General features: G+C 59.6%; 23 protein-coding genes and 1 riboswitch. Of the genes, 5 read left to right on the top strand and 18 right to left on the bottom strand.

Annotation, left to right across the window (positions count from 1 at the left end; all coding sequences use genetic code 11):
* Positions 1–39: 39 nt before the first annotated feature.
* Positions 40–1,692, bottom strand: a complete 1,653-nt coding sequence (locus tag ACR3E7_RS08200) for a tetratricopeptide repeat-containing sulfotransferase family protein (protein WP_480502680.1) — start codon at positions 1,690–1,692, stop codon at positions 40–42.
* Positions 1,693–1,737: 45 nt separating this feature from the next.
* On the opposite strand from ACR3E7_RS08200, the gene ACR3E7_RS08195 reads away from it, so the two are divergent.
* Both ACR3E7_RS08195 and mnmH read left to right on the top strand, forming a co-directional pair.
* Positions 1,738–2,403, top strand: coding sequence for an SOS response-associated peptidase (locus ACR3E7_RS08195; protein ID WP_480502679.1), 666 nt, complete (start codon positions 1,738–1,740; stop codon positions 2,401–2,403).
* Between the two features lie 44 nt (positions 2,404–2,447).
* The gene (gene mnmH, locus ACR3E7_RS08190) at positions 2,448–3,500 is read left to right on the top strand and encodes a tRNA 2-selenouridine(34) synthase MnmH (protein ID WP_480502678.1); all 1,053 of its coding nucleotides are present in this window, start codon (positions 2,448–2,450) and stop codon (positions 3,498–3,500) included.
* On the opposite strand, the gene selD is transcribed toward mnmH, so the two are convergent.
* The 7 genes from selD to ACR3E7_RS08155 are packed head-to-tail and all read right to left on the bottom strand — an operon-like array spanning position 3,491 to position 11,586.
* Entirely contained in the window at positions 3,491–5,650 is a 2,160-nt protein-coding gene (gene selD, locus ACR3E7_RS08185) for a selenide, water dikinase SelD (RefSeq protein WP_480502677.1), read from the bottom strand. The two genes, mnmH and selD, sit on opposite strands and share 10 nt — an antisense overlap.
* A gap of 5 nt (positions 5,651–5,655) precedes the next feature.
* On the bottom strand, positions 5,656–6,042 hold the full coding sequence (locus ACR3E7_RS08180) for a Na+/H+ antiporter subunit G (protein WP_170770191.1): 387 nt from the start codon (positions 6,040–6,042) through the stop codon (positions 5,656–5,658).
* A gap of 7 nt (positions 6,043–6,049) precedes the next feature.
* Positions 6,050–6,319: a K+/H+ antiporter subunit F gene (locus tag ACR3E7_RS08175; RefSeq protein ID WP_170770632.1), complete on the bottom strand. Its 270-nt coding sequence runs from the start codon at positions 6,317–6,319 to the stop codon at positions 6,050–6,052.
* Positions 6,319–6,819 carry a Na+/H+ antiporter subunit E gene (locus tag ACR3E7_RS08170; RefSeq protein ID WP_174839409.1) on the bottom strand — a complete coding sequence of 167 codons (501 nt, stop codon included), beginning with the start codon at positions 6,817–6,819 and terminating at the stop codon, positions 6,319–6,321. Before ACR3E7_RS08170 ends, ACR3E7_RS08175 begins: the two co-directional genes overlap by 1 nt.
* A complete protein-coding gene (locus ACR3E7_RS08165) occupies positions 6,816–8,360 on the bottom strand; it encodes a monovalent cation/H+ antiporter subunit D (protein WP_480502676.1) in 1,545 nt (514 codons plus the stop codon). The genes ACR3E7_RS08170 and ACR3E7_RS08165 overlap by 4 nt, the downstream gene beginning before the upstream one ends.
* Positions 8,357–8,716: a Na+/H+ antiporter subunit C gene (locus ACR3E7_RS08160; protein ID WP_170770195.1), complete on the bottom strand. Its 360-nt coding sequence runs from the start codon at positions 8,714–8,716 to the stop codon at positions 8,357–8,359. Before ACR3E7_RS08160 ends, ACR3E7_RS08165 begins: the two co-directional genes overlap by 4 nt.
* Entirely contained in the window at positions 8,716–11,586 is a 2,871-nt protein-coding gene (locus ACR3E7_RS08155) for a monovalent cation/H+ antiporter subunit A (protein WP_480502675.1), read from the bottom strand. The genes ACR3E7_RS08160 and ACR3E7_RS08155 overlap by 1 nt, the downstream gene beginning before the upstream one ends.
* A gap of 221 nt (positions 11,587–11,807) precedes the next feature.
* On the opposite strand from ACR3E7_RS08155, the gene ACR3E7_RS08150 reads away from it, so the two are divergent.
* Together ACR3E7_RS08150 and ACR3E7_RS08145 are read left to right on the top strand one after the other, a co-directional pair.
* Positions 11,808–12,281, top strand: a complete 474-nt coding sequence (locus ACR3E7_RS08150; protein WP_170770199.1) for a rhodanese-like domain-containing protein — start codon at positions 11,808–11,810, stop codon at positions 12,279–12,281.
* Complete coding sequence (locus ACR3E7_RS08145) at positions 12,278–13,102, top strand: CE1 family esterase (protein WP_480502674.1); 825 nt, start codon at positions 12,278–12,280, stop codon at positions 13,100–13,102. Before ACR3E7_RS08150 ends, ACR3E7_RS08145 begins: the two co-directional genes overlap by 4 nt.
* Here the strand turns inward: ACR3E7_RS08145 and mdoH are convergent, their stop codons facing one another.
* The 7 genes from mdoH to ACR3E7_RS08110 form a co-directional block, all read right to left on the bottom strand.
* Positions 13,103–14,971 carry a glucans biosynthesis glucosyltransferase MdoH gene (gene mdoH / locus ACR3E7_RS08140; protein WP_480502673.1) on the bottom strand — a complete coding sequence of 623 codons (1,869 nt, stop codon included), beginning with the start codon at positions 14,969–14,971 and terminating at the stop codon, positions 13,103–13,105. It abuts the gene before it with no gap.
* Positions 14,968–16,467 (bottom strand): OpgD/OpgG family glucan biosynthesis protein, encoded by a 1,500-nt coding sequence (locus tag ACR3E7_RS08135; protein WP_480502672.1) that lies wholly within the window; start codon positions 16,465–16,467, stop codon positions 14,968–14,970. Before ACR3E7_RS08135 ends, mdoH begins: the two co-directional genes overlap by 4 nt.
* The gene (locus ACR3E7_RS08130; RefSeq protein WP_480502671.1) at positions 16,464–17,681 is read right to left on the bottom strand and encodes an OpgC family protein; all 1,218 of its coding nucleotides are present in this window, start codon (positions 17,679–17,681) and stop codon (positions 16,464–16,466) included. The genes ACR3E7_RS08135 and ACR3E7_RS08130 overlap by 4 nt, the downstream gene beginning before the upstream one ends.
* Positions 17,682–17,716: 35 nt before the next feature.
* Positions 17,717–19,087 (bottom strand): tetratricopeptide repeat protein, encoded by a 1,371-nt coding sequence (locus tag ACR3E7_RS08125; protein ID WP_480502670.1) that lies wholly within the window; start codon positions 19,085–19,087, stop codon positions 17,717–17,719.
* Positions 19,088–19,268: 181 nt separating this feature from the next.
* On the bottom strand, positions 19,269–20,453 hold the full coding sequence (locus ACR3E7_RS08120) for a CaiB/BaiF CoA transferase family protein (RefSeq protein WP_480502669.1): 1,185 nt from the start codon (positions 20,451–20,453) through the stop codon (positions 19,269–19,271).
* On the bottom strand, positions 20,440–22,059 hold the full coding sequence (locus ACR3E7_RS08115) for a thiamine pyrophosphate-binding protein (RefSeq protein WP_480502668.1): 1,620 nt from the start codon (positions 22,057–22,059) through the stop codon (positions 20,440–20,442). The genes ACR3E7_RS08120 and ACR3E7_RS08115 overlap by 14 nt, the downstream gene beginning before the upstream one ends.
* Before the next feature lie 78 nt (positions 22,060–22,137).
* The gene (locus ACR3E7_RS08110) at positions 22,138–22,596 is read right to left on the bottom strand and encodes a DUF302 domain-containing protein (protein ID WP_480502667.1); all 459 of its coding nucleotides are present in this window, start codon (positions 22,594–22,596) and stop codon (positions 22,138–22,140) included.
* 148 nt (positions 22,597–22,744) lie between these two features.
* Here ACR3E7_RS08110 and ACR3E7_RS08105 point away from each other — a divergent pair, with 148 nt between their 5' ends.
* Positions 22,745–23,080: a DUF1636 domain-containing protein gene (locus ACR3E7_RS08105; RefSeq protein ID WP_209194612.1), complete on the top strand. Its 336-nt coding sequence runs from the start codon at positions 22,745–22,747 to the stop codon at positions 23,078–23,080.
* Here ACR3E7_RS08105 and ACR3E7_RS08100 read toward each other — a convergent pair.
* From ACR3E7_RS08100 to ACR3E7_RS08090, 3 genes are all read right to left on the bottom strand, one after another.
* Complete coding sequence (locus ACR3E7_RS08100) at positions 23,077–23,571, bottom strand: hypothetical protein (RefSeq protein WP_480502666.1); 495 nt, start codon at positions 23,569–23,571, stop codon at positions 23,077–23,079. The genes ACR3E7_RS08105 and ACR3E7_RS08100 overlap by 4 nt on opposite strands.
* Before the next feature lie 66 nt (positions 23,572–23,637).
* Positions 23,638–24,336, bottom strand: coding sequence for a CbtA family protein (locus ACR3E7_RS08095; RefSeq protein ID WP_480502665.1), 699 nt, complete (start codon positions 24,334–24,336; stop codon positions 23,638–23,640).
* A 4-nt stretch (positions 24,337–24,340) separates the two neighbouring features.
* Positions 24,341–24,505, bottom strand: coding sequence for a CbtB domain-containing protein (locus tag ACR3E7_RS08090; RefSeq protein WP_170770220.1), 165 nt, complete (start codon positions 24,503–24,505; stop codon positions 24,341–24,343).
* A 36-nt stretch (positions 24,506–24,541) separates the two neighbouring features.
* Positions 24,542–24,747, bottom strand: a riboswitch (cobalamin riboswitch).
* Between the last annotated feature and the right edge of the window lie 10 nt (positions 24,748–24,757).

Genomic DNA, 24,757 nt, shown 5'->3' with positions numbered 1-24,757 from the left:
TAGGCCGCATCGTACGGATGCGGCCTTTTTTTATTGGGATCAGTCGAATTCGTATTCAGGCCAAAGCGCGGGATCGATACCATCAAGCATTGGCTGAAGATGGTGCCTGACGCTGCGCCATCCGCCGACAGATTTGGTGGAGATTTTGTTGCGCACCTGGTCGATGCTGGCCGTTCTAACCTGTTTTTTGTTCTCTTCCGGATGCATCATCGCCTCGGACCAGTCGATGCCGCAGAATGCCGCGACCTGCTTGCTGTAGGTCTCTGGATCGGCCACGAGTTTTTCGTAAGGAATGGTCAGGATGCGATCCCCGAACACTTTTTTCCAATGCGCCATATAGCGCCGGTACAGGTTGGCCGTGTGTGCAATAGCCTTTTGGTTTGACGCATAGTGCATACCGCCTGCGGGAAAGCGTCGGATCCATTTTGACAGCCCTACATCGCGTGGATCGCGCTGCATGTTGATCACACGTGCGTTCGGGAAGGCCGACAGCAAATAGCCCACCCGCTGGAAGTTATGCGGCATCTTGTCGACAAAGGCGATGGACCCTTCAGGGATCGGAGGCATCAGTTTGCGAAATTCCTGCGCGAAATGAGCGGCTGATGTCGTATCGAAGGTATCTTGGCCTTGCCAGAAGTTAACCGAGAGGTCGGACCCGAGCATAAGTTCACCACAGCCAGCAATGTTGGGGTCCGAACTCAGCATCATTTCCATCAAGGTTGTGCCTGATCGCGGTTGGCCGACGACGAAGATCGGCAGCGGGCCTTCGCTCACGTCATCTGCCTGTGTTCGCTTATCTTCAGAAAACTGGCCTGTGACGATATCCAGTTTTTGATCTTCAGCATCAAAGTCGTATGGGTTGGTATCGTGCTGAAGTGCGTTGGCCTTTTCGAATTGCGGCATGGCCGCGTCCAAGCCATCGATTTTGTGTGTCAGATGCGCCTTGGCAAATTCCAATTCGGATAGCTTATGTTCCGATCTCTCAACTGCGCTTTCAACGTTTTTGAGCAAGCTTCCGGCTTCCGCACCACCTACCATCGTAGATAGTTGCAGCAACGAATTGATGTGGTCCGGGTTTTCGTTAAGAATTCGATCCAGAATAGCCTTGGTTCCCGCCTTGTCACCGCCTTGATGCAGGTTGACGGCCTTTTGGAACGCGATTTTGTGGCTTTCCGGTGCGATCCGGTAGGCATGGTCAATATCGTTCGAACTATCTTCGACAAAACCGACGCGCCCATAGGCCCGCGCCCGTGTTGAAAGAAGGTCGGCATTGTCGGGGTCCGCGGCCAGCCTTTTGCTTGTGTGATCAATGATCTGCCGCCAGTTGTTGCCCTTCAGATAAATCTCATCCAGAACGCGGTTGAGCTCTTTGTTATTCGGAAAGATCTCAAGCTTCTGTTCGGCATATTCCAGCGCCTTTGGAATCTGGCCGGTTTGCATCAAGGCATTGGCCAGATTCTCAACAAATTGCGGGTCGGAAGGCTTCATCCGCGCAGCTTCTACAAAATGCGGGATCGACTTCTTGTATTGCTGCATCTCGGTCAGGACAAAGCCCGCGATGGCGTGGAAGTCATTGTCTTTGGGAAACTTCTTCAATCCCAGCTGCGCCTTCTTCAACGCCTGCTGAAGCTTGCCGGTCTCCAGCGCCGACAATGCCTTGCTTTTCAAAGTTTTCGCTGATTGATTTTGCATATGACCTGGCGCCTGTAAGAAGGAAATATAGGTGGTTCATTACCCATGTGCGGACGGTTTGCAATAACTCTTCCCAATGATGCGATGGCTCAGCTTTTCGCCGCGCGTCCGTCCAACAGCTTGCCAATTGTGCCCAATTTCAATGTTTGTCCCACAAATCAAGTACATGTGGTGCGCGCGAGCGAAAACGGGCGGACCCTGGATCCGATGCGCTGGGGGTTCCTGCCACATTGGTACAAGACCGAAACTGCTGGGCCCCTGCTGATCAACGCGCGGGCCGAGACCTTGGCCGAGAAACCGGCCTTTCGCGCGGCCTGCCGCGAAAGGCGCTGTCTGATCGTGGCGACGGGGTTTTTTGAATGGACCAAGACCGAAAAAGGCAACAGGTTGCCATGGTATATTCATCGCCTCGATCATGCGCCCATCGCCTTTGCCGGTGTCTGGCAGAACTGGGGCGCTGAGGAAGCCCGGCAGCCGACCTGCGCCATCGTCACGACCTCGGCCAATGACACTCTGGGTGCGATCCACCATCGAATGCCGCTGATCCTTGAGCCACAGGACTGGCCCTTGTGGCTGGGTGAGGCTGGGAAAGGGGCCGCCCGTCTGATGGTGCCGGGGCCAGAGGGCTTACTGAGCTATCATCGCGTCGATCCTGCCGTGAACTCGAACCGAGCCAGCGGAGCGAGCCTGATCGAGTCCGTCGCTGGTTAAGCGTTCTTCTTTTCAAACCAGCCTGTGCGGGATAGACGGTTGGCATGGTTCTGAAATTCTCCAGCTTGCCTGACCTGTATGCGCATGGGTTTGACACCGTGATCGACGTGCGCAGCCCCGCAGAATATGCCGAAGATCACCTTCCAGGTGCGATCAGCTTGCCGGTTTTGGACAATGAAGAACGCGCGCGGGTCGGGACGATCTATGTGCAAGAAAGCCCGTTTCTGGCCCGCAAACTAGGGGCGGCGTTGGTGTTTCGCAATGCTGCCAACCATATCGAAAACAACCTGTCGCATCATGAGGGCGGGTGGAAACCTCTGGTCTATTGCTGGCGTGGTGGTCAGCGTTCAGGCTCGTTCACCTGGATGCTGCAACAGATCGGTTGGCGGGCCGAAGTGGTCGAGGGCGGCTATCGCACCTATCGCCGGTTGGTGAACCGGTATCTCTACGAGGACCCTCTGCCGCATCGTCTCTTCGCGCTGGATGGCTACACCGGAACTGCCAAGACGGAATTGTTGACCCGCCTGAACACCCGTGGTGTTCAGGTGCTGGACCTGGAAGGGTTGGCCAATCACCGCGGCTCGCTACTTGGGGAACAGCCCGGGGGTCAACCTAGTCAGAAAGCATTTGAATCGGCGCTTGCGGCGGCGCTCTGCGCCCTTGATCCCGCACATCCCGTGGTGGTCGAGGCGGAATCTTCCAAGATCGGGTCTTTGATCCTGCCGCCCTCACTGTGGACCGCATTATGTGCCGCGCCGCGCATTCACATCTGCGCACCGCTTGAGGCGCGCTCAGCTTATCTGGTGCGGGCCTATGATGATATTTTATCTGACACAGCTCGATTGCGGGACAGGCTGTTTCCGCTCCGGTCTCATCGCGGGCATGAGGTGGTCGACGGTTGGCTTACCCTGATCGAGGCGGGCGACAAGCTGGCGTTGACGCAGGCTTTGATGCAGCAACACTATGACCCGGCCTATGCGAAATCCAGCCGTGCCCGGAAGGCGGATGTGATTGCGCGGGTTGATGTGCCGACGCTGGATGCCAAGGGGTTGGAGCAGGTCGCTTCTCAGGTGCAGACGGTTCTGGATCAGTCCTGAAGGCGCAGCCCTGCGGCTTCGGTCATATGGCCGATCACCACCGCCGGATATCCCGCTTTGTGCAACCGTTCGCAAAGACTGTGGGCCTGATCCGCCGCGACCGCGGCCAAAAGCCCACCTGCGGTTTGCGGATCGAACAACAGATCGGCCTTTCCACCGGATGGCAGATCCAGTGCGATGGAACGATTTTCGTCGAAAATCGTGGACCGGACCCCCAGCTTGGCCAAGTCGAGCGCGCCGGTCATCAATGGAATCGCATCCAGATCCAGCGTTGCGCCACAGCCCGAGGCCTGACACATGCCCATGAGATGCCCCGCCAGCCCAAACCCGGTGACATCCGTCATCGCGTGGGCATCGGCCAGAATCCGAGACGCTTCGGCTTGCGGGTGGGTCATCTGTTCATAGGCTTTGGTGATCCAGCCCCCGTCGGCTTGGCCGGCCATTTCAGCAGCCATTAGAACGCCGCTGCCCAAGGGTTTGGTCAGGATCAAAGCATCGCCCGTATGCGCCCCGGACAGGGTGATCGGCGCGCGCGAGCACAGTCCGGTCAGGGTGAACCCGATGGTCATCTCATCCCCCATCGAGCTATGACCGCCCACGATCTCGGCCCCGGCTTCGCGGATGACCTCGCTGGCGGTTGCCATGATCTCGGCCATCGTTCTGCGCTGCAATTCAGGCGTCATGCGGGGTAGGATGATGGTCGCTGTAGCGGCCTGTGGCGTAGCGCCCATTGCCCAGATATCGCCCAAGGTATGAACTGCGGCGATGCGTGTCATCAGTACTGGATCATCTGAGACGCTTCGCAGATGGTCCGAGGTGATGACCTGCCGCACGCCACCAGTATGAACCAGGGCGGCATCGTCGCCGGGCAGGGAGTGGATGTCCTCTCGTTGTACCTCGGGCAGGTGTTTCAATGCAGCGTGCAGCGCACCGTGCCCGACTTTGGCACCGCAGCCGCCACACATGGGTTTGTTGCCCAACGCTTCATGTAGACCGCTGGCGTGAAGTCGCGGCACTGCAGGCGGTTCCTTCTGGGGCAGGTGGCGAAACTTGTTCATAAAGGTCTGATCAATGTGGTTTTTCCAACGCCACATCAAAGGGCCACTGAACGATGTTCCGAGGCGCTCGCCCAAGGCTGACTTCTCGCCCAGCGAGACTAGTTTCAAATAGTCTTTCTGCGGCTGATACCGGCGCATTCGGCCCGCCCCCAACATAGCCCGCAGGTTGTTGAACAGGATCGGTGCCTCGCGCACCGCGTAAACGCCCGCTTTGGGGCGCGGGTTTTCGGACAGATGCGCGCAATCTCCGGCGGCGAAAATCGCGGAATCGCTGGACTGGAGGAAGCCGTTCACCCGGATAAAACCATCCTGCATCTCCAGCCCGGTATCGGCCATCCAGGCATAAGGGCGCGCTCCGGCTGCGCCTGTCACGAAACTGGCAGGGATTTGGCGGCCATCTTCCAGCACGACGGTTTCGCTGGTGATCTTTGCAATGGTCGCGCCTTCGATCACGTCAACCCCAAGCCCCTCCATGGCCTTGCGGATGGTTGCAGCGGCCTTGTCCGCTGTCGCCGTCAACGCCTGCGCATTGTCGATCAACGTGACCTGCGCCACACGTCCCTTGGCGCGCAGGGCGTGGGCCATGGCCATCACCAACTCAACCCCGGCCACTCCGCCGCCAATCACAACGACCCAAGCAGGGCCCGTGCGTTCAAGATATTCGCCCCATCTGGCGGCAAACGGACCCAGAGGTTTAGCGGGCACCGCGTGATCAGAAAATCCGGGCAGGGCGGGCATGTCCGAGGTGATGCCAATGTTAACCGAGGCCACGTCAAACGCCACGGGAGGGCGGCCTGGTACGCGCACGCAACGGGTATCCAGATCAATTCCCTCGACCTTGCCCAAAATGACCCGCGCGCCAGCGAACCGGGCCAGCCTCACCAGATCAATATCCAGTTCTGCGCGTTGGTAATGCCCGGCCACAAACCCCGGCAACATGCCGGAATACGGCGCGGTGGGGCCGGGGTTGATCACGGTCACGCGTGCGCCGGGCAAGGGGTTCATCCCCCATTTGCGCAGCAGCAGCGCGTGCGTATGGCCGCCGCCGACAAGAACCAGATCGCGGGTCAGGGGCAGCGGAGAAGTATGCATCAGGGTCAGTTCGCTGTGTGGTCAGGGACGTCCTCGACCTGCTCGACCGCGTGGGTGGCCCAAAGCTCATCCTCGCCCGCATCCGGCAGATCGCTTGGCTTTTCATGGCGATGAATATGCCATTTGGCAATGAACAGGGCCGTGATCGGCGCGGTCAGGAACAAAAAGAGTGTGATCAGAAGCTCGTGCAGCGAGAGCTTGCCTTCGAGCAGAACCGAATGGCCGATCGACGCCAGCAGCACCCCGCCTACGCCCAGCGTGGTGGCCTTAGTGGGTGCATGCAGGCGCGACATCGGGTCCTTCAGCTTGATCATCCCATAGGACCCGACAAAGCCGAAGATGCCAGAAACGACCAGAAAGAAAGCAATCAGAATTTCGAAGATAATCGTCATGCCGCCCTCACTCGATGATATTGCCGCGCAGCATGAAGCGCGCATAGGCTACGGTCGAGACAAAACCCAGCATGGCAATGATCATGGCGGACTCGAAAAAGATCTCGGTCCCCAATGCAAGCCCGTACAGGATCATCAGCGCGATGGTATTGATCACCATCGTGTCCAGCGCCAGAACGCGGGTGCCGACCCCCTCGGCCGAGATGATCCGGTAGAGACACAGCATGATCGCCGCGCCGAAACAGGCGAAAGCGAACCAGATGGCATAGGTGACAATCATTCGAAAATCTCCTTCAGGCGGCGCTCATAGCGTTGCTTGATCTCGTCACGTACCGCCTCGGGGTCGGGGGCGTCGAGGCAGTGAACCAGCAAGTTATGGCCTTGTGCGGACAGATCACAGCTGACTGTGCCGGGCGTCATGGTGATTGTTCCGGCCAGAACGGTGATCGCCTCGGGGGTGCGCAGTTCCAATGGGATCGAGACCCAGTTGGGTTGCCGGTCGGCATCGCGTTTGAACAGGATGATCCTGGCCACGGTTATATTGGCGATCACGATGTCCCACAGCACGACCAGCATGTATTCGGCGATCATCGGCCAGTTGCGCAGTTTCGGCCGGTCGGGCCAATAGGGTTGCGTGACAAAGGGGATGATGATCCCCAACAACAACCCGAACACCACCGAGTTGAGCGAGCCGGTATTGGCCAGCAGCACCCAAACCACCGTCAGCAGGAAGGTCAGGTGCGGGTGCGGGAATATCCGGTGCAGCAATCTGATCATCCGTTCTCTCCCAATACGGCAGCGATATAGTTTTCTGGGGTAAAGAGCTGCTCAGCCGTGTTGCTGGCATATTTCAGCGCCGGACCCGCAAAGAGTGTCAGCAGGACCAGACCCAGAACTGCCGCAAAGACCGATGTAAAGGCCAGTCCGGGGTGGGGCTCGGGGGCAGGGCTGGCCAGCGCCTCTTCTTCTTTTTCAAGGTCGGTTGCAGGATTGTGCTGGATGTCGTGGCTTTTCCAGAAGATTACCGTACCCGCGCGGGCCAAACCGACGATTGTCACGAAGGACCCGATCAGGACAACCGCCCAGATCGCGTTGGCGTCAGGCGCATCTCGCGCGGCATCCAGCACCAGCAACTTGCCGATAAAGCCTGACAGGGGTGGCATCCCAGCCAGGGCGATGGCCCCTACAAAGAACAGGGCCGAGATCAGCCCGCCCTGCGGCATCGGCGCGGTGGGAGCGATGGACCCGCCGCGGCGTTCGACCACCATATCCGCGATCAGGAACAGCAGCGCCGTGGCAAGGGTCGAGTGGTAGATGTAATACAGCGCCGCAGCCGTAGCGGTCTCGGTAAACAAAGAGATTGCGATCAACAATGTCCCCATCGAGGCGATGGCGCAGAACGCCACCATCCGCGCGATATGCTGTGCGCCCAAAATGCCGATGGTTCCAATGGCCAGTGTCACCAGAGCCGCTGGTTGCAGCCAAGAGCCCACCAGGCCTTGGGTGGCCTCAACCTCGGGACCGAAGCCCAGCGTGTACATCCGCAGGATCGAATAGGCCCCAACCTTGGTCATGATCGCAAACAGTGCGGCCACCGGTAACGGCGCGTTGGCATAGCTGGCAGGCAACCAGAAGTGCAGCGGAAGAACGGCGGCCTTGATACAAAAGACCAGTAGAAGCAGCACTGCGCCGACCCGCAGCAAGGCCGTATCTTCGGCAGGCAGTTCAGCCACGCGCACCGCCATATCGGCCATGTTCAGCGTGCCTGTGACGGCATAAAGCGTACCCAGAGCAAACAGAAACAGGGTAGAGCCCAGCAGGTTATAGGCCACATATTGCACGCCTGCTTTCAGGCGGGTTGCGCCGCCTCCATGCGTCATCAATCCGTATGAGGCGATCAGCAGCACCTCGAAAAACACGAAAAGGTTAAAGGCGTCGCCTGTCAGGAAGGCTCCGCACACACCCATGAGCTGGAAGTGAAACAGGGCGTGGAAATGTTTGCCCCGGTCGTCCCAGCCCGAGGCGATGGCGTAGAGCACGATAGGCAGGGCCAACAGCGCGGTCAGTAGCACCATCATCGCAGAAAGCCGGTCCAGTACCAAAACGATGCCGAATGGCGCAGGCCAGTTGCCCAACTCATAGACCAGAATATCTCCGCCAGCGGCCTGCGCGGTGATGGTCAGGGCAATACCCAATAGGCCCACCACACCAGCGACCGAGAAGATGCGTTGCAGGTCCAGATGATAGCGCAGGACCATGATGATGAACGGGGCCAGGATCGCGGGCAGAACGATCGGAGCGACGATCCAGTGGTTCATGCGTCTTCTCCCGGCGCATCGGTATTGTTTTGTCCACGCATGTCGATGTGATCATCCTTGGCCGACAGATAGGCCGAGAGGGCAATCATCACGATCACTGCCGTCATCCCGAACGAAATTACGATGGCCGTCAGCACCAGCGCCTGCGGCAGCGGGTCGGTGTAGGGCACGTCCTTGTATTTGTTCAGCACCGCAGGTGCATCCAACGCCAACCGGCCTGTGGCAAACAGGAACACGTTCACCGCATAGGTCAGCAGGGAAAGGCCCAGGATGACGGGAAAGGTTCGGCGGCGCAGGATCAGGAAGATCCCGGCAGCGGTCATGACGCCTACGGCTGAGGCTACGAGCGCTTCCATCAGGCCTGCTCCTTCTCGTTATCGTCTTTTGTGTCGCGGTCCCGCAGCGGGTTGATATCCATCGGGAATTCCTGCGCCATGCCCGGCTGCCACGCAAAGCGCGACAGGCTGTCCAGCGCCAGCATCACCGCGCCAAGCACGGCGAGGAACACGCCAGTGTCAAACAGGATAGCTGTGGCCCATTCGAACTCTTCCAGCGGCGGCCAGTGGATATAACCGAAATCGCTGGTCAGGAACGGACGCTCATTGAACCATGCACCGATCCCTGTTGCAGCGGCGATCAGCACGCCCCACCCGATAGACCCATGGTAGTAGAACCTCTGCCGTTCAATGGCCCAGGTATAGCCGCTGGCCATGTATTGCATCAGATAGGCAATGGCGACAATCAGACCGGCGATGAACCCGCCGCCGGGCTGATTGTGCCCACGGAAAAAGATGTATGCTCCCACCATCAGCGCGATCGGCATCATCATCCGGGTCACGACGACCATCATCAGCGGATGCGAGTCCCCCGACTGTGGCCAATGTGGTTTGCGGTTCAGCAGATAGGCGCGCACATTCGTGCCCAGAACGGACTCGGTCAGGGCAAAGATGATCAGGGCGGCGATGCCCAGCACGATAATCTCGCCGAATGTATCAAAGCCTCGGAAGTCCACGAGGATTACGTTCACCACATTGGTGCCGCCTCCGCCCTTATACGAATTGGCCAGGTGGAAATCCGAGATCGTGGGGAAGGCAAAATCCCGCAACATCAGCGCATAGATCAGGGCACCGGATCCGATCCCCGCTACGACCGAGATCGCTGCATCCCGCCAGCGCCGCGCGGCGCTGCTGTCCCAAGGCGTATCGGTGGGCAGAAAGTTCAGCGACAGCAGCAACAGGATCATCGTTACCACCTCGACCGAGATCTGGGTCAGCGCAAGGTCGGGGGCCGACAGATAGTTGAAGGCCATCGAAACGATCAGACCAACGACACCGATCAATACAAGCGACAATAGGCGGTTGCGGTGGAACCACATGATGGCCAGGGTGGCTCCCACCAGACAAATCCAGCCGATCACTGGGATCACCTGCAGCGGCAGGGGATCGCGCGTCTGCGCGCCGATAGAACCGGTCGCATAGGCGTAGTACCCAAGCCCCACGGTAAAGGCGATCAGGATGATGGCATAGCGGCTGATCACGCCATTATGCAGTGTGTCGGTGATCCAGCGGCTTGCCGAAGTCAGCGCACTGATCACGGCCTCGAATATGGTTTTCGCCTCGGGGCGGGGCAGGGCGTTCCAGAATTGCTCACCCCGGCGGTGCTGGGACAGCAGGAACAGGCCACCCAGTGTGGCGACAACCGACATGTAAAGCGCGGGCGTAAACCCGTGCCACAGTTTCAGCGAGTAATAGGGCGGCTTGCCACCGCCATAGACCGCATCCGACACAACCGCGACCAGCGGGCCGACGATAGCGTTGGAATAAAGGCCGATGAGCACGACCAGCACGACCAGAAACGCCGGGGCCAGCCACAGCCCGACCGGGGGGTCATGCGGATGATGCGGATAGTCGTGACGCTCGGGGCCAAGAAACACGTGGCTGATGAAGCGGAATGAATAGGCTGCCGAGAACACTGCAGCCAACAGGGCTAGACCCGGCACCAGATAGTGCGAATGCAGCCAGGTGGTGTGGACGGTTTCTTCCAGCATCATCTCTTTCGACAGGAACCCGTTCAGGGGCGGCAGACCCGCCATGGACAGCGCTGCGATAGTGCCGATGGTAAAGCTGATCGGCATCAGGTGGCGCAGCCCGCCCAGTTTTTTGATATCCCGGGTTCCGGTCTCGTGATCGACGATCCCGGCGGTCATGAACAGCGCAGCCTTGAATGTCGCGTGGTTGATGATGTGGAACACGGCGGCGACAGCGGCAAACTTGGTGCCAAAGCCCAGCAGCATGGTGATCAGGCCCAGATGTGACACGGTTGAAAAGGCCAGCAGCGCCTTGAGGTCGTCTTTGAACAGCGCAATCACCGCACCGATCAACATGGTCACCAAACCGGTGGTCGCCACGATATAGAACCACGCATCCGTGCCCGCCAGAACTGGCCACATCCGCGCCATCAGGAACAACCCGGCCTTCACCATGGTTGCCGAGTGCAGATAGGCCGACACAGGTGTCGGAGCCGCCATTGCGTGCGGCAGCCAAAAGTGGAACGGGAACTGCGCCGACTTGGTGAAACAGCCCAGCAGGATCAGGATCAGAGCGGGTAGATAATAGGGCGACGCCTGAATCATCTCCTTGTTCTGAAGGATTACGCTCAGGTCGTAAGACCCCACGATATTGCCCAGAATCAGCATCCCCGCGATCATGGCCAGCCCGCCAGAACCGGTCACGGCCAGTGCCATGCGCGCGCCCTGACGGCCCTCAGGCAGGTGTTTCCAATAGCCGATCAACAAGAATGAGCTTAGAGACGTAAGTTCCCAGAAAATAAGAAGAAGTAAAACGTTGTCAGACAGAACGATCCCCACCATCGCGCCCTGAAACAGCAGCAGATAGGTGTAAAACTGTCCCATCGGGTCCTCGCGCGACAGGTAGAACCGCGCATAGAGGATGATCAGCAGTCCGATCCCCAAGATCAGCAGGGCAAACAGAAAACTCAGCCCGTCCATCATGAAATTCGCGTTCAGACCCAGGATGGGGATCCAGTCGAACCGGGCGGTCACGACCTCGCCGCGCATGATCGTGGGGATATGGATCAAGACGCCCATCAGTGCCAGGAATGTGGTGAGGCCCGCAGCCGAAGCAGCTGCATTTCGTCCTGCCCTGATCAGTAGAGCTGGAAATACAGCGCCAAGAAAGGGAAGGGCCGCGATGAGGAATAGGGACAAGTGCGATACTCCGGTCTGGGCGGTCAAGATAACCCTGATTTTGTAAGGATAATTTTCGAACTGTCCAGCTATTGCAAGTACCGCTGTTTGACCTACTGATGTCGCCAAATTGCGGTTTTTGAAAAAATCCTGACATGAACTTGATCCGGCTCTCTGAATTGAACGCGGATTTGCGGTGTTCAATATGGTAATACGTATCTGACCACACAGGAGGGCACGACGTGCCAGACAAGACGATCCGCACCCGCAGGTGGATTCTTTTCGGCGGCGGGGCCGCCGTTGCAGCGGGTTTTGCGATCCGGGAATACCGGTTGATCCCGCCCAGCTATGCGGGTGGGCATCTCAGTGTGCAGGCGGCGCATGAACAGGCCGTGTCGGGCGACGTGCTGTTGCTGGATATTCGAACCCCGCGCGAGTGGGATGCGACAGGCGTGGGTGAGGGTGCCTATCCATTGGACATGCGCCGTGATGATTTTGTTCAGGCGCTGGATCAACTGACCGACGGCGACAGGTCTGCGCCTATTGCTCTGATCTGCGCGCGCGGGGTTCGGTCCGCGCGGCTCAGCAACCGGCTGAGCGAAGCAGGCTTTACCAATATCATCGATGTACCCGAAGGGATGCTAGGCTCGGCCGCAGGGCCCGGTTGGGTCCGGTCGGGGTTGCCGGTTGGAACTTATGAGGAGGCCGTTCAATGATCCGCGCCGCCATGCTGGCTGTCGTGGCCGCAATCGCCGGGCAGTCGGCCCATGCCGCCTGCGCTGATCAGGATGGTGCCTGTAGCACTGAAATGGGCGAATACCATATCGAACTGCCTAAGGCGGAAAATCCGCCGCTGGTAGTTTTCCTGCACGGCTATGGCGGCAGCGGAACCGGTACGATGAAGAACCGCGGCATGGTCAAACCCTTGTTGTCGCGAGGCTATGCGGTGATGGCGCCCGAGGGGCTTGAGCGCGCCAATCGCCCCGGTGTCAAAAGCTGGAACTTCTACCCCGGCTTAGGCGACAGGGATGAAACCGCCTTCCTGACCGAGGTCGTTCAGGACGCCGCTGACAAGTTCGGGATTGATGCCGAGCGCGTTATTCTGGGTGGTTTCTCGGCCGGTGGGTTCATGGTCAACTATCTGGCCTGCGATGCGCCCGATACGTTTTCGGCTTATGTGCCCGTATCAGGCGGGTTCTGGCGACCTCACCCTGAGGCCTGCGAAGGGCCGATCCGTATGTTTCACACCCATGGCTGGACCGACAATGTGGTCCCGCTCGAAGGGCGTTTGCTGGGCGGTGGCCGGTTCCATCAGGGCGATATCTTTGCCGGGCTGGAAATCTGGCGCATCGCCAATGGCTGCGTCGACACCAAACCCAGCGGGTTTTCGACGACCGGCCCTTTTATGCGCCGGTATTGGAGCGGCTGTGCAGATGGCAGTGCACTGGAGTTTGCGCTGTTCCCTGGAGGGCACACAGTGCCCAAAGGGTGGGCGGACATGATGGTGGACTGGTACGAAGGCCTGCCCGGCGGCTGATCACTCTGCCGGGGTCATCACGCCTTTACCTTCGATCAAGCGCTTCAACTCGTCTCTGTGACGGCGGGCCGAGCGTGTGATCGCGGGTTCCTTAACATCCTCTTTCATCCCGACCATGCGGCGCGCAGGGCCCGAAGACACTCCGCTGAGTGCAGAAAGCGGGATCGCGAAGGCCAGGCTGATCGCTATCGGGGCCAGCCAGACCGAGACCAGCCCGGACAGGATGCCGACACTCAACGCTACGCCGCTGACGGTTTCCAGAGCATGGCACAGGATCAGAGTGCGCAGCCCATAGCTGCCCCCGTCGCGCGCCTGTGGGGACCAGCCCTTTTGCACACCGAATGCGGTGCGGAACACAGCGATCATCTGTTGCACCATCAGGATTGGCGCGTAGAGGATCGACAGAATGACCTCGGACAAAAACGAAGTCAGGAATTTGAAGCCGCCGCCAAAATCCGAATAGCGCACACCGCTGAGCGGCAGGGCCAGAACGCCCAGCACCTTGGGGGCCAGCAACATGGCATACATAACGAGAATGATCAGCACATGGCGGGTTTCCGACATCTCGGGCCATTGCGGGAACAGTGGATTGTCGGGGCTGAAATAATACAGGACCGAGGCGTCCTCACCCTGACCGATCAGCGCCCACATAACCAGCAGAGCAAACCACAAGGGCGACATCAGATACCCGACCGCACCATGGAACATGTGGAAGCGGGACACCGCGCGGAACCCGGTCGAGCCCAGCAGTTTCAGGTGTTGCAGATTGCCCTGACACCAGCGCCGGTCCCGCAGCGCGTGGTCGATCAGCGTAGGGGGCGTCTCTTCATACGACCCGCGAATGCGTGGCAGAAACCGCACGGCCCACCCGGCGCGGCGCAGTAGTCCGGCCTCAACAAAATCGTGGCTCATGATCAGCTTTTCCTGACCATTGAAGGCGCGCAGCTTGGGCAGCCCCGCGCTGGAAGCAAAGGCACGGGTGCGGATGATGGCGTTGTGGCCCCAATAATTGCCTTCTTGCCCGCACCAACGGGCCAGACCTTCGGCAAAGGCGATGCCGTAGACGCCGTTGGCAAATTGCTGCATCCGGGCAAAGACCGATTGCGCGCCGATCAGCTGCGGGTAGCTCTGGATCAGACCGGCTCCGGGGTCACGCGCCAAGGCGTCGGTTAGGCGGGTGATGGCACGGCCGGTCATCAGACTGTCGGCGTCCAACACCAGCATCGCATCCCAATCAGCCCCCCAGCGGCTGACCCAATCGGCGATATTGCCCACTTTGCGGTCAGTGTTTTCAGGACGACGGCGGTAATACAGCTCAAGTCCCGGCGCTAGGGTTGTGCGCAGCGCCTCGACGCTGTCTTGTTCCTGCGCGGCGATCTCGGGGTCGCGCGTGTCGGATAGGATGAACATGGCATAGTGATGCTGACCACCGCGCTTACTCAGATCCTCCTGCATGGTGCGGGCATTGCCCAGCACGTTCCACGGCACCTCGTTGTAGACGGGCGTCAAGAGCGCCACGCGCAGGGGCTGAGGGCGGCCTTCGCGTTTGGGCTGTTCCTGCCGCGACAAGGATACCATGCCCAGGAGCACGGTGCAGACCGTGAAAGAAATCCAGAAAAAGTTAAACGAGATCAACGCCAGCAGGATGCCTTCGATCAGGTTGATCCCTTCGGCCCCGAACCAGTCGGACATCACCCAAAGCAGCCCCAGAGTGGCCGCCATCGCAGGCGAAAAGGCCAGCGCGCGCCAGAACCCGGCCGAGGCGCGCTTGCCATTCGGTACCTGTGCATCCCGAAACCCGGCGCTGAAATCCTGCGCGGGCATCGCCAGAGGGGCCTCAGACGGCATGATATGCAGATCGCGGCTCATGAGGTCCAACGGTAGAGCCACACCTCAGAGGCTGGCTGTTTGTCCTTCAGAAGCTGCGCGCGCAGCTCCACGTGGTTCCGCTCGCCCGGCTGGAACGAGAATGCCAGCCGCAAGCCGCCGGTATCGGGATTGCGTTGCAGCACGCCGTCTGAGGTCTCGGCATGGGGTGAGTCCACAAAAATAGTCATCGCTTCGGGGTCATCGAACAGGTCGGAGGCCTCAAAATCGATTACTGCCAGACGTCCGTCGCCGAAGGTATTGTCGCCCATCGCGGTGTTGATCACCCGTGGCATGGGCGTGCGCTGGGGTTCTTCGCCCCAGATCAAACGATAGGACATGTCGATCTGGCTGCCGGCGGCATAGGGCTCGGCCGGGCGCCAATAGGCGACGATGTTGTCGTAGATTTCCTGATCCGCCGGAATCTCCACCAGCGTCACGGTGCCTTTACCCCAATCGCCCTTTGGTTCCACCCACAGGCCGGGGCGCTTGTGATAATTCGCCTCAAGATCCGCATAGTCCGAGAACTTGCGTTTCCGCTGCATCAGGCCAAAGCCGCGTGGGTTCGTATCCACGAACGACGAAATCTGCAGGCGGGTAGGGTTGGCCAAAGGCCGCCACAGCACCTCACCCGCGCCATTGCGAACCATCAAGCCATCGCTGTCATGAACGGCGGGGCGGAAATCGTCAAACCGGCTGTGGTTGGTCTGGTCGAACAGGAACATCGAAGTGCCGGGCGCGATACCCACATGGGGCAGCTCTTCTCGGGGGAAGAGCGTTGCTTCGACATCCATGATGCAGTCGGCCCCGGCGGTGACGTTGAACCGATAAGCCCCGGTCACGCTGGGGCTGTCCATCAGCGCGTGGACGACCATGTTGCGCTGGCCGGGTTTGGGTCGTTCCAGCCAAAAGCGGATGAATTCGGGAAATTCCTCACCATCCGGGTCCCCTGTTTTTAGGGCCAGACCACGCGCGGACAGCCCGTAAACCTCGTGCAGACCAATGGCGCGGAAATAGCTGGCGCCTTGCCAGACGCAGAACTCATCGGTCTTACCGGGGCGGTGCATTTCGGTGCGCAGGCGCAAGCCAGAGAACCCCAGCGTGTCGTCGATGGGCAGGGTCGGCACGTCTTCGGATTTGTCGAACATCGACAGATCGAACGTAACCGGGGTGGTCATCCCGTCCTCGACCGTTGAAACCTTAACAGTGCGCGGGAAGTACAGGCCTGGCGTAAAGAAATCTACGTTGAACGGCGTCTGGGTTTCATACCACAGCGCACGGTCCAGCCGGAATCGGATCGAGCGATACTGTTGATACGTCAGGTCCTGCCATTCCTGCGGAACCATTTCACGCTCGGCATAGGGTTGGCTGGCCAGTTCACGGGCCAGCGCGATCACATCGTTGCGGTCAAAGGGGACCTCGCCACCGGCAGCAAAGGTGGCCGGAGCGAAAGCAAGCGCCGAAGTTGAGGCCAGAAATGCGCGACGTGTGAAATTCATTTTTTAGACTTCCAAGGCTGTGACTTGAACCAACCGGCCAGATAGGCCACGCCGATGATCATGGCAAAGCCAATCATGTTGGCGATGAAGACGCTGGCAACATCCCGCCCACTCAGGTCCAGTCCAACGCCGATCAGGCGCGCTGCTGCCATGGAAAAGACGAAGACCGCCAGCGATTGCTGCCCGACCTTGGTGATGACGGTCAGCAGGAATTCCCAAACTTTCGCGGCTGCACCCTGACCGGTTGCGATCAGGCGATGGCCATGCTCACCCGCGACAACCCAGCCCAGATAGGCCAGTGAGAGGAAGTGAACATAGCGCAGCAGGCCAAACTCGGTCTTGCCCCGCAGTTCCGAGGTCAAGTGCCAGCCCTTGCGCAGCACGGCACCCAATTCAGGCGCGGCATTGTTGATCCAGGTAAAGACCTTCCAAGATCCAAACGGGGCCGACAGGATCAGGAACAGCACGGCAGCCCAGATCAGGGTTTTCGATACGGGCGGGGCAGGGATCCACCCGCGCATGAAGGCAAAGCCGGTAAAGAACAGCAACTGCCAGCCGAAGGGGTTGAAGAACCACTGACGGTCCGACCAAGGCTCGGCCGGTAGGGCCAGCGCGCCAGTTTGTGCCACCAGCCAAATCGCAATCGAAGTGGCGGCCACGGCCCAGAACCCGACGCGGTATAGGCCCATGTAAACGGGCATCAGCGCCAAAACCACCAGATACATTGGCAGGATGTCAAAGTAGTTCGGCACGTATGTCAGCGTGAACAGACCGACCATCTGTGGCGCAGGATCGTTGAAGAAATGCTGGAGGTTCAGCGAGGAAATATATGTTTTCTCGAAGAAACCTGTCTGGTCCAGCGCCGCCATCGACATGGCCACAAAGAAGAACAGGCAGATATGCGCCCAGTAGACCTGCCAGATGCGGAACGCCACGCGAGCCGTTCCCATCCACCAACCCTTGCGGGCAAAGGCCCCACCAAACGCAATGGCCGAGGCCATCCCCGAGCAGAATACGAAAATCTCGGTTGCATCCGAATAGCCGAACCGCGCTGGAATCCATCTAGCCCAGGGGTCGTTCGGGATGTGTGCGATCAGGATGATGAACATCGCGATGCCGCGATAGAAATCCAGCCGTGGGTCGCGCACGCGGGCAGGGGCGGCTACTTGAGCTGCCACAGGCGCAAAATCAGAAGCGGGCGATGCTGTCGCCATACGTGTTCTGTCCTTCTTTGGTCTTTTTGTTTTTGTTATTCAGCCGGAACGCTTTGTGCGTCTCCGTCATCGCGTGCCGCGTCGATCAATGCGCGGCGCGCAAGGGCGTAATTGTCCTCGCCACCGGCTCGTTTTGCGCGGCGGTCATCCAGGATGCGCTCGACTGCATCCAGACGCCCGGCGCGCAGGCCGGAATCAATTGTGATGCGCTCGAATACATCACGTTGCGCGTGACTGCCACCTGCAAGTTGCATTCCGTCACGTGCTGTAGAAAGGAAATCAAAGGCTTGGCCGTACAGGCCGTCGCCAAATGCTTCCAACCCTTTGGCTGCTGCAACGCCCGGATCGGACATGCGGATCGGGGTGTCGCCCTGATTACGCTGGGCGTCTTTCTGGATGCGTTTCAGCATCTTTCCGGTCGCCTCGTCCCGGTTATCGCCAGTGAGGGCCAGGAGATAGTGCAGGTCGGCAAAGATCAGGCAGCCGTCTTCGGTGCGATTGGCGCTCAGGTCGGCCAGTTCTTCCCAACGATTGCCGACATTTACCCCCTCAAGCTCCAGACGGGACAACAACGAGGTCGCGTTCGAGATATCGCGGTAATCGTCGGTTTTGTCCTGACGGATGTAGTTGTCATAAAGCTCCATCACCTGATCGACCTGCCCCAGATCCAGATGCATCAGCGCTTTGTGCCACCAGACGTGATAGCGGAAGTTGTTGCAATGCGCCCAAGCGTCCTCGCGCCGGGCCAGCCAATCCAGACCCAACTGTGCGTTACCGGTCATCTCATGCACGTGGGCCACCGCGTGTAGGCCCCATGCGTCATCTGACACCATCCACAGCGCCTGACGGCCTGCAATCTCGGCCTTCTCATAGGCGCCGGTTTCTTCCAGCGCGAAAGAATGGCAGCCCAACAGATATCCACGGCCCGCGTGATCAGGCTCATACGCCGGCATCACACGTTCGATCGAGCGACGCATGCCTTCGGCGTCGCCCAGAACAAAGCGGGTGGCATGGCTAAGCTTCATCGCCAGCGAGTCTTGCGGATGGGCGCGCAGGATTTCCTCGAACTTCTGAACGGCTTGCGAGGGCAGATCGGACAGATACAGCTCCAGCGCTTGTACATAAAGGCGTTCGCGTGAGGTTACCGGTTGACGCTCCATTGCGGCATTGGCCGCGGCCAGAGCTTCGATGGCGACTGGCATCATCTCGCGGCGGCCCAGCAGAACCATGAACAGACCTTTGATCGCATGGCCCAGGACAAAATCGGGCTCAAGCTCTAAGACTTTTCCCAGATGCTGAGGCGTCACCGCCGCATGCGCCATGAACCCGAGCAGCACGCCATCCCAGGCCTCGGCGCTTGCCGAATGGCTCAGGGTGTTCATCTGTCCGAAAACGTCTTGTTTCATGCTCGTGGTCCGATCCGTGTGAGAATTAGTACAATATTCGACTTACCAGAGACTCTAGTCGGGTCGTATCAGTATCGACCGACCTCTCGAATTGGTGAAATGCTGTGTGTGCAAAACGTGAAAAAAACCGCCGATTCAACGGCATGTTTCAGCAACATGCCGCCGAATTAGGCATTGTGTTTCAGTCTTCAAACGGGTTTTCGGCGTTCAGAACGGCCTGAGTGTCCGCGCCAAAGGTCGGTGGAGCACTGCGATATGTTACAGGCGTTTTGGACAGTTTCAGCGGATTTCCGATCAGATTCACCTGTGCCGGGTCGGCTTGCATGGCGATCTGCATCTGCCTTGCGGCGACCTGATCGGTGGCAAAAACCTGATCCAACGTCTGCACCGGGCCCACAGGCACTTTGCGCGCCTCAAGCTCGGCAATGACGGTTTCAGTGTCATAGTTTTGCACGGCTGGGCGCAGAATTACATTCAGCGCATCACGATGTTCCAGACGTGATGGGTTGGTCGCAAAACGGGGATCGTCCGCTAGGGCAGGCTGCCCGATGAAGTCACAGAACCGTCTAAATTGGCTGTCGTTGCCAACCGCCAGGATCACGTGCCCGTCCGCCGTTTGATAGACGTCATAGGGCACGATATTCGGGTGCCCATTTCCGCGCCGTTGAGGGACGTTGCCAGAGGTCAGGTAATTCACGCCCTCATTGATCAGCCACGCAATTTGCGCGTCGACCAGCGCAAGGTCGATCTGCTGGCCCTCACCTGTTTGATCCCGGTGACGTAGCGAGGCCAGAATACCGACGGTCGCGTACATGCCGCACATCACGTCAGCGATGCCCACGCCCACCTTCATCGGCGCGCCTTCGGGGTCGCCGGTCAGCGACATGATCCCGCCATAGCCCTGCGCCATCAGGTCATACCCGGGTTTCGATGCGTTCGGCCCATCCTGCCCATAACCCGAGATCGAGCAATAAACGAGGCTGGGAAATTCCTGCGACAAGGTTTTGTAATCCAAGCCGTATTTCGCCAGCCCGCCGGGTTTGAAGTTCTCGATCAGAATGTCCGCGTGCGAGGCGATGCGTCGGATTTCCGCCTGACCCTCGGGGGTGGCGATGTCGATGGCAACAGATTTCTTGTTGCGGTTGGCCGACATGAAATAAGCGCTTAGGTCCGATGCATTCCCATCTGCGTCCGTCACATAAGGTGGACCCCACTGCCGCGTATCATCGCCGCCGGTTGCCGGGTTTTCGATCTTGATCACGTTGGCGCCCAGATCGCCCAGCAATTGCGTGCAGGTCGGTCCTGCCAGAATGCGGGACAGGTCCAGAACCTTGACGCCCGTCAGCGGCCCCTCAGATCCGGCCATCATAGCCTCCACGGTCGATCTCGGCGGCGATGACGGTAAAGCTGTCGGCCTTGACCGCCGCGTCCAGCGCCGCGCGCAGCTCCTCGCGGTTGCGCACCGTGTGGCCGTTTCCGCCGAACGCGCGGCCCATGGCGGCAAAGTCGTGGCGGTCGAAATCCACGCCCGTATTGCCCATCTGGCGCTGGCGCTGTTTCAGCTCGATCAGCGCAAGGCTTGCATCGACAAAGACCAGAAAGATTGGGTTTCCCCCCATCTCGGCTGCTGTCGAAAGCTCTCCGGCAACCATCAGGAACCCGGCATCACCCGAGAAGCTGATCACAGGGCGGTCGGGTTCGGCCAGTTTCAGGCCAATCGCCATCGGCACGGCACAGCCCATGGTACACAGGGCCGAGGATTGGATCAGACCGCGTTCCTCGGAGCAGTCCCACATCTGGCTCAGCAAAATACGATGCGCGCCGCTGTCGGCGGTCGCCAGCGTGTTGGCGGGCAGGGCAGCACGGGTTTCGGCGATCACCGCCGCGGGCCCCCAGTCGTCATCCGCTGGAAACGCCTGCGCCAAAGCGGCTTTGACTTGTGCGGGCTCGCCGCCCGGCCATGTCTTGCGCGACGGGGTGCCTTTGGCAATGGCCTCCAACGTCTCGCCCGTGTGCGCGACCAGATTCAGCCCCGCCTGATGCATGTAGTGGTCATTGGGCACGGCCGAGACGTCGATCACACGCTTTTCCTCAGGGTCCCAGATCTCACGCCAGCCGGGGCGCATTTCGATCGGGTCATAGCCCAGACACAGCACCAAATCGGCCTGTTCGACCAGCGGAACCAGATGTTTGTCAGCCAACGGCGACAGGCCCGCGCCGCCCAGACACAGAGGGTGATCCTCGGGGACTACGCCCTTGGCCTTGTAGGTCGTCACAAATGGGATGTCGAAATGCTCCAGAAATGCCTGCACCACGTTGCGCGAGTCGTCATAGAGAACATCCAGCCCGACAATTGCGATGGGCCGTTCGGCCTGTGACACCCAACGGCGGGCTTTCTCGACGCAGTCGCCCGCGGGGGATACGGTGGCAATCTTGGCGCGGCGGCGCGGTTTCACGCCCGACACGCGGGTATCCGCGACCGAGATCGGCACGTCGATATGCACTGGACCGGGGCGCGGCTGATTGGCCAACGTAACCGCCTTATCGGCAATAATGTCTGCGCCTTTGGCGGTCAGTGCAAACGTCCCCTTGGTGATTGAGCGATAGACCTGTGCGTGATCCATTACCTGATGGGTATAGGTCAGCGCTTCATCGGCATCGACGCATCCGGTCAGCACGATCATCGGCACACGGTCTTGCAAGGCATTGGCGACCACGTTGATCCCGTTCATCGCACCGGGGCCAAGGGTGGCAACCAGAATGGCAGGCGCGCCATCGCGGTGATGCACGGCCTCGGCCATGAAACCGGCGGCGTTTTCATGCTTGGTCAGGTGAAAGGTGATCCCGGCCTGTTCCAGCGCATCGACAAGAGTCAGAACCTCACCACCGGGCATTCCAAAGGCGTGGCGACATCCGGCCTCGTACAAACGTTGGGCCAGAAGGTCCGCTGCGCGGGGCGAGAGGTCTTGCATAAGTCATGCTCCGAAAAACTGTTTCACAGCAGATTGCGGAGGACGGCCCCAGACGCAAGGCGGATCACGCCAGTGTGACTATTTGACTGCTGTTTCAGCCACAGCCTGAAACTTGCCATCCAGCTCCTCAGCGATCTCGCGCAGGGGGTCTCCGCCCTCATAGACATAGGGCGCGAAGACAAAGCTGGGAGTCTTGTAAGATAGGGTGGCGGTGCCGTCCTCGTTCTCGGTGACATAAAAGCGGATCGGCGCCTCGATCATCGCGTTCACTGATGTTTCCAGCACGCGCACCGCATAGTCGTTGTTGAAGGCACCAATGACCCGATTGCCGGGGATAGTGATCCCGCGCGATGCGGCGGCGTTGGTCGGGCCTGCCTGCGTGACCACGATCAGACCATTAGCTTTGATGGCATCCTTGGTGTCGGCAACCAACGCGTCGTAACTTTTGTCGGTTGCGTAGCTGGCCCAGCCCGACAGGGGCTCGTCTGACAAAGTAGGGGTCGCCATCAGGGCAATCGCAGTCCAAAGGGCTTTCATCCGGGCCTCCTGTTTCGGGGTTGCGACAGTGATGCCAGAAAGCGGGACAGGGCGCACTCACAATCTTGTGCGTTTTCCCGATTGCGCCGGCAGTTGGAAACCCTCAGAAACAGGCAAATGCCACCCGATGAGGTCCGAATTGGATCAGATGCGCCTGTTGATATGTTCGTCCTGTGCCGGTGCCCGCGATTACGGGGCTGAGGTCAAAGCTGTCGAATCCGCCCTGACCCGCGCTGGGCTGGGCGCGCAGGTAGCGGTCGACCAGCACGCCTGTTTCAGCGGATGCTCTGAACCAGTGGCCATCGCGCTGCAGGCCGATGGCGGGGCGTCATATGTGTTTTCAGGGGTCGATGTCGCCTCGGACGCCGATGATATCGTGGCGACCTGCCGGACCTATCTGGAAAGCCCCAAAGGCTGGATCGAAGACGCCCGGCCTTGCGGGCGGCTCCGGATGTGTTTGCGGGCGCGTATCCCGGCGCTTTAGTCGACCTGTAGTGTGACCGCCGCGCTGACGGGGATGTTGTCGACCATCAGCGGGCTGTGGCTGTTTGCGTTCAGAGAGACCGAGACTTCGACCTCGCCCTGCGGCAGATGGTCGATATGCATCCAGTTACCGTACAACCGGGCCAGTTTCTCTCCATTTACGTAGACATGTGCATGCCCCTCGCCGTCGACATCGGTCTTTGAGGCATTTTGTGGTGAGAACCGAAAGTTCTGCGGCATGACATACAGGTTCCAGCCCGCCATAGGATCGGGCGTAAGAGCGATCTCAAGCGCCGGAGCATCAGCGCCGGCAGGCAGGTTGATGGCAGTCGAATGATCGTGTGCGGCTGCCTCGGCGTGAGATGGACTGTGATGTGCAGGATCGCCATGGTCATGGCCGTCGAAAGTGACGCCATTTGCAGCCGCAACCACAAATCCTGCACCACTGCCAAAAACTATGCCGATTGCAAACAGGGCAAGTGAGCGTGCCATTTTATGTTCCTTGATGGTAGTAGCAAACACGCCGAGCTGGTCTCGGCGTGTTCATAAGCGTGCTTGTCAGGCCGCAGCTTCGGCACGCTGGCTTTCATATCGCCAGAAGTACCCGGCGAATGCCCCGACCAGAACCCAGGCTACCAGTCCGATGCCAAAAGCGCGTGCGGCAAACAGCGCGCCGATCTCGGTCGGAACGGGGCCGGTGAACACGTCCGGCTCGGGCGCGCCGATCAGATGTGGGGCCAACAGCAGGGCGGCTGCGATCACATAGCTGATCAGGGTGCCGCCAAAGGCAATCAGCCACATGGCAACACCTGCTGCTGCGACGGTCGCAAACCACCAGATTTGACGCGCAGCGACATCGGCTGCTGCCACGCCGGGCACTTCTGGCGCGAGCGAGAATCCGGGTGCGAGGTGCACGGCAACGAACCCCGCAAGCCCCCACAAAACACCGGTGCGCCCGTCAATCTTGTGGCCGTTGCCCTCAGCCACGGACATCAGCGCAATCATCATCAGCGCGTAACCGGTATAGATAAGCATCGTGAAAATGACGCTCAGCGCATCGCGGAACAGGTCCGAGAACATTCCCGGCAGCTCGGGGTGAGCACTTACGACGTCACCGCCGAAATGGACCAATTCGCCTGATTCATACAGTTCCGCGTGCAGCAACACAGGTTGCACAAAGACCAACTGCAGCAAGGCGGCAATCAGCCCCGCTGCAGCACCAGCGAACAACGCGCTGGTCAGGATACGGGTAAACATGGGTTTAGTGGCAGGGGAAGCCGGTTGCGTGACGCACGTCATGGGCTGCGTCATGCAGGGCAGCGGCCTGAACGTGGCCAGTCACCGAAATGATGCCAAGACCCAGAACCACAGCGAACATGACCGGCAGGATACCAGCGCGCGAGGCGGTTTGTGTTTGTGTTGTCATTTTCAATTCTCCTGTGCCGTCGCACCCGACGGCCGGTGTTTCAAATCACGCCTGGCAGGTCTCCTGGCTTGCGGGTCAGGGCCTGTGCTCGCCTTCCCCCTGAAAATTCAGGAGTGGCTGGTTGAGCAAGACTCACCGCTTACAGTCGCGGGGGCGGCTGTGGATTGGATCAACTCGGATCGCACCACATTCCCTCTTAGCTCGTCGCTGTGAACGACGGGACCAGACGGGTTCATCTAGCCTTCAAAACCC

The sequence above is a fragment of the Ruegeria sp. BK1 genome (assembly GCF_056535645.1).
Note: the sequence above shows the minus strand (reverse complement) of the source record. Positions and strands in the feature narration are given on the sequence as shown.

Excerpts from the sequence above, each read along its gene's own strand:
- selD (WP_480502677.1), bottom strand. The coding sequence starts at position 5,650 with ATGCATACTTCTCCGCTGCCCCTGACCCGCGATCTGGTTCTTGTCGGC.
- ACR3E7_RS08195 (WP_480502679.1), top strand. The coding sequence starts at position 1,738 with ATGTGCGGACGGTTTGCAATAACTCTTCCCAATGATGCGATGGCTCAG.
- ACR3E7_RS08180 (WP_170770191.1), bottom strand. The coding sequence starts at position 6,042 with ATGACGATTATCTTCGAAATTCTGATTGCTTTCTTTCTGGTCGTTTCT.
- ACR3E7_RS08125 (WP_480502670.1), bottom strand. The coding sequence starts at position 19,087 with ATGAAACAAGACGTTTTCGGACAGATGAACACCCTGAGCCATTCGGCA.
- ACR3E7_RS08095 (WP_480502665.1), bottom strand. The coding sequence starts at position 24,336 with ATGTTTACCCGTATCCTGACCAGCGCGTTGTTCGCTGGTGCTGCAGCG.
- ACR3E7_RS08135 (WP_480502672.1), bottom strand. The coding sequence starts at position 16,467 with ATGAATTTCACACGTCGCGCATTTCTGGCCTCAACTTCGGCGCTTGCT.
- mnmH (WP_480502678.1), top strand. The coding sequence starts at position 2,448 with ATGGTTCTGAAATTCTCCAGCTTGCCTGACCTGTATGCGCATGGGTTT.
- ACR3E7_RS08200 (WP_480502680.1), bottom strand. The coding sequence starts at position 1,692 with ATGCAAAATCAATCAGCGAAAACTTTGAAAAGCAAGGCATTGTCGGCG.
- ACR3E7_RS08170 (WP_174839409.1), bottom strand. The coding sequence starts at position 6,819 with ATGATCAGATTGCTGCACCGGATATTCCCGCACCCGCACCTGACCTTC.
- ACR3E7_RS08160 (WP_170770195.1), bottom strand. The coding sequence starts at position 8,716 with ATGGAAGCGCTCGTAGCCTCAGCCGTAGGCGTCATGACCGCTGCCGGG.
- ACR3E7_RS08115 (WP_480502668.1), bottom strand. The coding sequence starts at position 22,059 with ATGCAAGACCTCTCGCCCCGCGCAGCGGACCTTCTGGCCCAACGTTTG.
- ACR3E7_RS08130 (WP_480502671.1), bottom strand. The coding sequence starts at position 17,681 with ATGGCGACAGCATCGCCCGCTTCTGATTTTGCGCCTGTGGCAGCTCAA.
- ACR3E7_RS08090 (WP_170770220.1), bottom strand. The coding sequence starts at position 24,505 with ATGACAACACAAACACAAACCGCCTCGCGCGCTGGTATCCTGCCGGTC.
- ACR3E7_RS08100 (WP_480502666.1), bottom strand. The coding sequence starts at position 23,571 with ATGGCACGCTCACTTGCCCTGTTTGCAATCGGCATAGTTTTTGGCAGT.
- mdoH (WP_480502673.1), bottom strand. The coding sequence starts at position 14,971 with ATGAGCCGCGATCTGCATATCATGCCGTCTGAGGCCCCTCTGGCGATG.
- ACR3E7_RS08110 (WP_480502667.1), bottom strand. The coding sequence starts at position 22,596 with ATGAAAGCCCTTTGGACTGCGATTGCCCTGATGGCGACCCCTACTTTG.
- ACR3E7_RS08145 (WP_480502674.1), top strand. The coding sequence starts at position 12,278 with ATGATCCGCGCCGCCATGCTGGCTGTCGTGGCCGCAATCGCCGGGCAG.
- ACR3E7_RS08120 (WP_480502669.1), bottom strand. The coding sequence starts at position 20,453 with ATGGCCGGATCTGAGGGGCCGCTGACGGGCGTCAAGGTTCTGGACCTG.
- ACR3E7_RS08165 (WP_480502676.1), bottom strand. The coding sequence starts at position 8,360 with ATGAACCACTGGATCGTCGCTCCGATCGTTCTGCCCGCGATCCTGGCC.
- ACR3E7_RS08105 (WP_209194612.1), top strand. The coding sequence starts at position 22,745 with ATGCGCCTGTTGATATGTTCGTCCTGTGCCGGTGCCCGCGATTACGGG.